Origin of the sequence: Mesorhizobium sp. M7A.F.Ca.AU.001.01.1.1 (assembly GCF_004022735.1) — a bacterium.
In the GTDB taxonomy this organism is placed as follows: domain Bacteria; phylum Pseudomonadota; class Alphaproteobacteria; order Rhizobiales; family Rhizobiaceae; genus Mesorhizobium; species Mesorhizobium ciceri.
On the sequence record NZ_RZPF01000269.1, the window covers coordinates 1 to 7,720 of the forward strand.

Consider the following 7,720-nt stretch of genomic DNA (forward strand, 5'->3'; position numbering starts at 1 on the left):
GCTATGAGGCGATAGACGATGTCGATGATGCCTTGCCTGAAGACGAGTTCCGGCGCGAAAGTCTCCCGTTCGAGGCGGCCTTTGCTGCGTCGAGAGCGTTCTCGGTCTATCGGCGGTTGGGCGGACCTCGAGAGAAGGTGATGCCCGACTTCTTGATTGGGGCTCACGCTGCCATCCGAGGCTATCCCATTCTTACTCGCGATCCCGCAGGTTTCAGAAAGTACTTTCCAGATGTCGAGCTCATCACGCCCGATACTCATCCCTAACGGGGATTGCGTCCAATGATCGGCAAGCTCAAGGGCACGCTGGACGAGGTCGACGAGGATCATTGCCTCGTCGATATCCATGGCGTCGGCTACGTCGCCTATTGTTCAGCGCGCACGCTGGCGGCGCTGCCTTCGCCCGGCGAAGCGGTGGTGCTGTTCATCGAGACCTATGTCCGCGAGGACATGCTGCGGCTCTACGGCTTCCAGTCAGTGCTGGAACGCGAGTGGTTCCGGCTGCTGATGAACAATGTTCCCGGCGTCGGCGCCAAGGTGGCGCTGGCCATCCTGTCGACGCTGGCGCCGGCCGACCTCGCCAATGCGATCGCGCTGCGCGACATCGCCATGGTTTCTCGCGCACCCGGCGTCGGCAAGAAGGTGGCCGAGCGCATCGTCACCGAACTGAAGAACAAGGCGCCGGCCTATGCCGGAACCGCTTCGGGCACCATCGGCCTGAAACAGGAGCTCGGCGACGGCGTGGCATCCGCGCCGATCACCGACGCGGTCTCGGCGCTGGTCAATCTCGGCTATTCGCGCGACACGGCCGCCAATGCGGTGGCGGCGGCGCTGAAGACGGCGGGCGAGGATGCCGATGCGCCGAAGCTGATTCGCTTCGGGCTGAAGGAACTTGCGCGGTGAGCCGCCGCTTGTTCAGCCCCTTGCCGTGTGCAAGGAAGGCGGCATGAGCCTGTCGCCCCGCTTGATTGCCCCGGAAAAACGCGGCGAGGATGCCGAGCAGACCTTGCGGCCGCAGACGCTCGACGATTTCGTCGGCCAGGCGGCGGCGCGGGCCAATCTCAAAGTGTTCATCGAGGCTGCCAAGAGCCGCAGCGAGGCGCTCGACCACGTGCTGTTCGTCGGGCCGCCTGGTCTCGGCAAGACGACGCTGGCGCAGATCATGGCGCGCGAGCTCGGCGTCAATTTCCGCTCGACCTCCGGCCCGGTCATCGCCAAGGCCGGCGATCTTGCCGCGCTGCTGACCAATCTCGAGGAAGGCGACGTGCTGTTCATCGACGAGATCCATCGGCTGAGCCCGGCGGTGGAGGAGATCCTTTATCCGGCGATGGAGGATTTTCAGCTCGACCTGATCATCGGGGAAGGCCCGGCGGCGCGCTCGGTCAAGATCGACCTCGCCCGCTTCACGCTCGTCGCCGCCACCACGCGGCTTGGCCTGCTGACCAATCCGCTGCGCGACCGTTTCGGCATTCCGGTACGGCTCAATTTCTACACGGTCGAGGAGCTGGAGCAGATCGTGCGGCGTGGCGCGCGTATCCTGCAAATGCCGCTCGGCAACGACGGCGCGCTGGAGATCGCGCGGCGCGCGCGGGGCACGCCACGCATCGCCGGCCGGTTGTTGCGCCGTGTGCGCGATTTCGCCTCGGTGGCCGGCGATGGCCATGTCGACCGCAAGATCGCCGACGAAGCGTTGACCCGGCTGGAAGTCGATGCGCTCGGCCTCGACTCGCTCGACCGCCGGTACCTCAGCATGATCGCGCGCAATTTCGGCGGCGGGCCGGTCGGCATCGAGACGATCGCCGCAGGCCTGTCCGAACCGCGCGATGCCATCGAGGACATCATCGAGCCTTATCTGATCCAGCAGGGTTTCATCCAGCGCACGCCGCGCGGCCGCATGCTGACGGCCAATGCCTGGCGGCATCTCGGCCTCGACGCGCCGAAGGATCTGGCGCAACAGCAGATCAACCTGTTCCAGGAAGAATAGCGCTCAGGCCGATCAGGCGCAGGTTCCGGGCCGACAAAGGATCTGTGAGCGGCCTGCGCAAAATATCCTCGGCTTCGCCGGTTTGCCGGCGCATTCGTCGGCTCTGGTGGCGGTGCCATCCCGGGGCAATCTCGCTCCGATGGTTTGCCGGAGCCACGCAATGATCACCAGACGCGGGTTCCTGCGCTTCATCGGCGGGTCGATTCTGTCGGTTGCCGCGCTCAGCGCCTATGCGGCCGGCATAGAGCCGATGCTGCTGACGCATGTGAAACGCTATGCGCTAACGCCGCCGCATTGGCCTGATGGCCTGAAGCTGCGCATCGTCGCGCTTGCCGATATCCATGCCTGCCGGCCATGGATGACGCCGGAGCGGATCGCCTCACTTGTCGAAGACGCGAATGCCCTGCAGCCGGACGTGATCGTCCTGCTCGGCGATTATATCGCCGGCATGCCGTTGGTGACCGGCCCGGTGACGCCGTCGCAATGGGCCTCCGCCCTCTCGGACCTCAAGGCACCGCTCGGCGTGCTCTCGATTCTCGGCAACCATGACTGGTGGGCAGATGGCTTCGCGCAGCGCGCCGGGGCCGGCCCGACCGTAGCGGGCAAGGCCCTGGAGAAAGTCGGCATTCCGGTGCTGGAGAACGATGTCGTGCGCCTGGAAAAGGATGGGCATGGTGTGTGGATTGCCGGGCTCGCCGACCAGCTCGCTCTGCTGCCGACCAGGGACCGCCCCGGCTTTACCGGGCTGGACGATCTCGACGGCACGTTGGCCAAGGTCAGCGACGCATCGCCCATCATCCTGCTTGCGCACGAGCCGGATATTTTTCCGAAGGTGCCGTGGCGCGTCTCGCTGACCCTGTCCGGCCACACCCATGGCGGACAAATTCGGCTGTTCGGCTATTCGCCGGTCGTGCCATCGCGTTTCGGCAACCGCTACGCCTATGGCCACGTCGTCGAGAACGATCGCAATCTGATCGTCTCCGGCGGGCTCGGTTTCAGCATATTGCCGGTGCGTTTCGGGATGCGGCCGGAAATCCTGTCGATCGACCTTGGCTAAATCCAAATCGCCTCAGTGAAGCGATTTGATCGCGTCCATCACATCCGGCTCGGCCTTGTCGCCGTTGAAGGCATCGACGATGCCGAAGGCGCCGCCATAGCTCCACACCGACCATGAGAAGCCATGTGCTTCGGCACGCGCGATCATGTCCCTGACATAGGCGGCCCGATACCCAGCGGGCATCACATAGGAATTGCCGTATTCCTGGCGGATCATGCCGAACTCGCCCAGCGTGATGTTTCCAGGCTTGACGCCGTTGGCCCTCGCCCACGCCTCGACCTTTTCGAACGGCGCATCCATCAAGCCGAGCAGTCTGTCGGGGGTGTCCATGCTGGCGACCTGTTCGTCAAGATAGGCAAGCAGGCCGCTTTGCCGCGTCCATGGCGCCTCGGCCTTGATCCTGGCGCGGATGGTGTCGAGCGTCACGTCGAGCTGTGCCTTGGGCACCGCACTCAGCGGATAGGGCAGGCCAGTCACATAGGGGATGAAGTCTCCGGCCCAGGTTGCGCCCTGATGGGTGAGCAGAAACGGATCGTAGGAATGGAAGGTCCAGATGACGTTGTCGTCCGGAATCGTCTTCGGGTCGATCTTTTCCAACGAACTCGCGGCGGAATAGCAGGCGCCGGTCAGCACCAGGGTCAGTTTCGTAGCCGAGGATCGCGCCGCCGCGAACAGTTTGCGCTGGCGGTCCGGCCACAGGCTCGTGCCGTCGCTGTCGCAGTCCACGATCGGTTCGTTCATGGGCTCGAAGGCGACCTGGGCGGGATCTTCGCTGGCCAGCGTGCGGGCCATCTTGCGGACCATCTCGACATAGGCGTCGAAGGTCCGTGGGTCGCCCATCACTTCAGCCATTCCGATCTTGCGGCTGCCGCCGGCCGGGATCAGGTGCATGTCGACGATCACCTTGAGCCCGGCGCGGTTGATTATGCGCACCGAGTCCAGCACGCTGGCATAGAGATCGTCACGCAAGGCCACGGTCTGGTCGGACAGAAAGGGCGATGGATCGACCGGCATGCGCAGGAAATCGAAGCCGGCATCCTTCAACGCCTTGAGGTCGTCCTCCCCAAGGAATTTCCGCCACTCCGGATAGGGCAGGATGGCCTTGGCGTCGCCCCACTGGTCCTCGCCGGGCCAGGTGACCCACTGGTCGAGATTGAGGCCGCGCTTCATCGAGAATGTCGCGGTCTGGCCAGGCAGCGCCAAAGCCACCAACACGAACAGCGCCGCCATCAAAGTCTTGATCATCGCCGTCAACAGTGCCATCCGATGCTGTGTCACGCGGGAAACAGGTGCCTCGTCGGGGCTGAAAAAGGAAGCGCAATGGGCGATCATGGTGAATCGGCGACGCTGCTGGCCGGGCTTTCCGGTGCGCTGACGGCGTTCGGCCACCGGCTGATGGCGCGGGTCTATTATGCCGACACCGATTTCTCCGGCGTCGTCTATCATGCTCGCTATCTCGAATTCTTCGAACGCGGCCGCTCCGACTATCTCAGGCTGACCGGCGTGCACCACACAGAGCTTGCCGACGGCAAGCATGGCGAAAGAATAGTCTGGGTGGTGCGCCGCATGGAGATCGACTTTCGCGGCCCGGCCCGCATCGACGACATCCTGACCGTCGACACCCGCACCGAGGAGATTTCCGGCGCGCGCATCTTCATGGCGCAACAGCTCAAGCGCGGCGACGAGGTGCTGGTCGAGGCCAAGGTCGAGGCGGCGATCATCGGCGAGAATGGCCGCCCAAGGCGCTTTCCCAAGGAATGGGTGGCGGCATTCATGCCCCGGATGGGATGATATTCAGGTGATGCCGGCCTGCAAACGGTGATTCCCTGCGCTTCCGGTGCTCGGGTGCTTCAAGTACCCTCCGCTCCGGTTCTCGGAAACCGCCGCTTTCGGCTCGGCCTGACCTGAATCTCAACCCATCCTGACTTCGCGCTTGGATGATGGCGTTACAACTGTGCGGGCGTGGCAATGCGCCGCGCCTTATATACTAACCCATCCTTAACCATAACGGTTCATGAAGAGATTGGTGAAGATTGGCGTTATCGAACGCCTTCCTTTCACCAATATTTGCCCTGAAAAGGCCGACAACGGCACAGTTTGGGGTTGTTCCGGTAGCTTCGTGCGAACCGACCACAAGGGATGCCAGGGGCCAGCCGCCAGCTTCGCCCGGAAAATCTTAAGGACGTAACGATGGAAAATATCGCACTCGCCGATCCGGGCGCGCAATTGTCGGTTTGGTCGCTGTTCGTTTCGGCCAGCTGGGTGGTCAAGCTGGTCATGATCGGCCTGCTCTGCGCCTCGGTCTGGACCTGGGCGATCATCGTCGACAAGCTGGTTTCCTATGCCCGCATGCGGCTGGCGCTCAACCGGTTCGAGCAGGTGTTCTGGTCGGGGCAGTCGCTGGAGGAGCTTTACCGCACGCTCGCCGATCGCAAGACCACCGGCATGGGCGCCATTTTCGTGGCGGCCATGCGCGAGTGGAAGAAGAGTTTCGAGAAGGGCGCCAAGTCGCCGCTCGGCCTGCAAACCCGCATCGACAAGGCGATGGACCTGGCGCTGACCCGCGAGATGGAAAAGCTGGAAGGCCGCCTCGGCTTCCTTGCCACCACCGGCTCGGCGGCACCCTTCATCGGCCTGTTCGGCACCGTCATCGGCATCATGACGTCGTTTCAGGCGATCGCCGGCTCCAAGAATACCAGTCTCGCCGTGGTTGCGCCGGGCATCGCCGAAGCGCTGCTGGCGACGGCCATCGGCCTGCTCGCCGCCATTCCCGCCGTCATCGCCTACAACAAGCTGTCGTCCGATGCGAGCAAGATAGCCGTGCGCATGGAAGGGTTCTCCGACGAGTTCTCCGCCATACTCTCGCGCCAAATCGATGAAAAAGTGGCCCCCAAGGCCTGAGGAGTAGCAGATGGGTATGTCCATGGGCATGGCAGGACGCGGCGGGCGCGGCCACAGGCGGCGCGGCCGTCACCATGCACTGATGTCCGAGATCAACGTCACGCCGATGGTCGACGTGATGCTGGTGCTGCTGATCATCTTCATGGTCGCGGCGCCAATGCTGACGGTCGGCGTGCCGATCGACCTGCCGGATACGCAGGCTAAGGCGATGAATGCCGACACGCAGCCGATCACCGTCTCGATCAACGCCGCCGGCCAGATTTACCTGCAGGAAACCGAAATCCCGATCGAGGAACTGGTAGCCAAGCTGCAGGCAATTTCCAAGACCGGCTATGAGGAGCGCATCTTCATCCGCGGCGACAAGTCCACCGACTATGGTACGGCGATGAAGGTGATGGCCCGCATTTCGGCCGCCGGCTACAAGAACATCGGCCTGGTTTCACTGCAGGAACAGGACCAGTAGACGCGCGATGAAGACCGGCCTCACCACATCGGTGATCTTGCATACGGCGGCGCTGACCTTCGGCCTGTTCACGCTGACGGCGCCGGCGGCACTTCCGTCGTCCGACGTCGAGTCGGTCGCGGTCGATATCGTGCCGATGGAAGCCATTGCGCAGACGTTGCAGGGCGACAAAAAGGCCGTGATGCATGAAAAGCCGGCCCCTGTGCCGACGCAGCGCCCGGACATTGTGCCGGATGCGCAGAAGGTCGGTGAGAACAGTGTCGATACCGACAAGCCGATAACGCCGGAAGCCAAGCCCAAGCCCGTCGACATGACCTCGGCTCCGCCGCCCGCACCGACCCCGATCGAAAAGCCGAAGCCTGAGGACGTGCCGAAGCCGCAGGAGAAGCCCAAGCCTACCCCGGCAACGGAAGTGGCGCCGGCGCCGACGCCCAAGGAAGAGGTCAAGCCCGAGCCGGTCAAGCAGGCCGATCCCAAGCCGACACCGGCCAAGCCGGCGCCGACCCCGCCGCCGCAGGACAAGACCGCTGCCATCGATCCGACGCCCGAGGTCAAGCCCGACGCCGTCGCTGAAGCCATAGCGCAGGAGCCGCCCGCCGAGGCGACGCAGCTGCCGGATTCCGCTCCCGCGCCGGAAGCGCGGCCGAAGCCGCAGCCGGCGCAGGCCGAAAGCGCCAAGGCGCCGGAGCGCAAGGACGCCGACAAGCCGGTCAAGGAAGCGTCGTCGAAGCCGAAATCCGATGACAAGCAATTCAACGCCGACGAGATCTCCGCGCTCCTCGACAAGCAGAAACCATCCGGCGGCGGCGCCAAGCGCTCGACCCAGCAGGCGTCGCTCGGCGGCGACAAGGACCAAGGTCAGAAGCTCTCCAGGTCCGAAATGGGTGCCCTGGAAAGCCAGCTCGGCGGCTGCTGGACCCTTCCTGTCGGCCTTGAAGGTTCCGAGAACTTCCTCGTCGTGGTGCGGTTCAACCTGGATGCATCCGGTAAGCTGGACGGGCGCCCGGCGGTCGAAAAGTCGAGCGGAAATCGCCAGTTCGACGAAAGTGCCGTTCGTGCGGTGCAAAAATGCGATGTCACCGGCCTGCAAGTTCCCGCCGGCAAGCAGGACATCTGGGCCGACGTCCGCGTCACCTTCGATCCAAGGGAGATGCTCGGCCTCTAAGGCCCTGTCATCCGAAAATCAGTACGAGAAGCGAGAAGACATGAAATCAATCCTCAAGCCGCTCCTGATGGTCGCAGCAATGGCGATGGGCATGACCGCGGCAGGCACGTTGCCGGCGCTGGCGCTCGTCGAGCTCAACGTCAACAAGGGC

The 7,720-nt window shown here is 63.8% G+C and carries 8 protein-coding genes and 1 pseudogene; 8 read left to right on the plus strand and 1 reads right to left on the minus strand.

Features of this window, described 5'->3' with window-relative positions; genetic code table 11:
• The 4 genes and pseudogenes from EN884_RS17650 to EN884_RS17665 all read left to right on the plus strand — a co-directional run.
• A pseudogene (locus tag EN884_RS17650) lies at positions 1–266 on the plus strand (type II toxin-antitoxin system VapC family toxin); the annotation flags it as partial.
• Positions 267–281: 15 nt separating this feature from the next.
• Complete coding sequence (gene ruvA, locus EN884_RS17655) at positions 282–902, plus strand: Holliday junction branch migration protein RuvA (protein ID WP_013529140.1); 621 nt, start codon at positions 282–284, stop codon at positions 900–902.
• Positions 903–945: 43 nt separating this feature from the next.
• A complete protein-coding gene (gene ruvB, locus EN884_RS17660) occupies positions 946–1,983 on the plus strand; it encodes a Holliday junction branch migration DNA helicase RuvB (protein WP_063170357.1) in 1,038 nt (345 codons plus the stop codon).
• A 160-nt stretch (positions 1,984–2,143) separates the two neighbouring features.
• A complete protein-coding gene (locus tag EN884_RS17665) occupies positions 2,144–3,040 on the plus strand; it encodes a metallophosphoesterase (protein ID WP_063169199.1) in 897 nt (298 codons plus the stop codon).
• A gap of 12 nt (positions 3,041–3,052) precedes the next feature.
• On the opposite strand, the gene EN884_RS17670 is transcribed toward EN884_RS17665, so the two are convergent.
• Entirely contained in the window at positions 3,053–4,303 is a 1,251-nt protein-coding gene (locus tag EN884_RS17670; protein ID WP_063170356.1) for a cellulase family glycosylhydrolase, read from the minus strand.
• Between the two features lie 57 nt (positions 4,304–4,360).
• On the opposite strand from EN884_RS17670, the gene ybgC reads away from it, so the two are divergent.
• From ybgC to EN884_RS17690, 4 genes are all read left to right on the plus strand, one after another.
• Positions 4,361–4,831: a tol-pal system-associated acyl-CoA thioesterase gene (gene ybgC, locus EN884_RS17675; RefSeq protein WP_013529144.1), complete on the plus strand. Its 471-nt coding sequence runs from the start codon at positions 4,361–4,363 to the stop codon at positions 4,829–4,831.
• A gap of 399 nt (positions 4,832–5,230) precedes the next feature.
• Complete coding sequence (gene tolQ / locus EN884_RS17680; protein ID WP_013529145.1) at positions 5,231–5,941, plus strand: protein TolQ; 711 nt, start codon at positions 5,231–5,233, stop codon at positions 5,939–5,941.
• Positions 5,942–5,951: 10 nt separating this feature from the next.
• The gene (gene tolR, locus EN884_RS17685) at positions 5,952–6,404 is read left to right on the plus strand and encodes a protein TolR (RefSeq protein WP_013529146.1); all 453 of its coding nucleotides are present in this window, start codon (positions 5,952–5,954) and stop codon (positions 6,402–6,404) included.
• Positions 6,405–6,411: 7 nt separating this feature from the next.
• Positions 6,412–7,569: a TonB family protein gene (locus EN884_RS17690; RefSeq protein WP_013529147.1), complete on the plus strand. Its 1,158-nt coding sequence runs from the start codon at positions 6,412–6,414 to the stop codon at positions 7,567–7,569.
• Positions 7,570–7,720 lie beyond the last annotated feature (151 nt).

What these genes read in the sequence shown, in the direction of transcription:
- ruvA (WP_013529140.1), top strand. Translation starts at nt 282, where the DNA reads ATGATCGGCAAGCTCAAGGGCACGCTGGACGAGGTCGACGAGGATCAT.
- ruvB (WP_063170357.1), top strand. Translation starts at nt 946, where the DNA reads ATGAGCCTGTCGCCCCGCTTGATTGCCCCGGAAAAACGCGGCGAGGAT.
- EN884_RS17665 (WP_063169199.1), top strand. Translation starts at nt 2,144, where the DNA reads ATGATCACCAGACGCGGGTTCCTGCGCTTCATCGGCGGGTCGATTCTG.
- EN884_RS17670 (WP_063170356.1), bottom strand. Translation starts at nt 4,303, where the DNA reads ATGGCACTGTTGACGGCGATGATCAAGACTTTGATGGCGGCGCTGTTC.
- ybgC (WP_013529144.1), top strand. Translation starts at nt 4,361, where the DNA reads ATGGGCGATCATGGTGAATCGGCGACGCTGCTGGCCGGGCTTTCCGGT.
- tolQ (WP_013529145.1), top strand. Translation starts at nt 5,231, where the DNA reads ATGGAAAATATCGCACTCGCCGATCCGGGCGCGCAATTGTCGGTTTGG.
- tolR (WP_013529146.1), top strand. Translation starts at nt 5,952, where the DNA reads ATGGGTATGTCCATGGGCATGGCAGGACGCGGCGGGCGCGGCCACAGG.
- EN884_RS17690 (WP_013529147.1), top strand. Translation starts at nt 6,412, where the DNA reads ATGAAGACCGGCCTCACCACATCGGTGATCTTGCATACGGCGGCGCTG.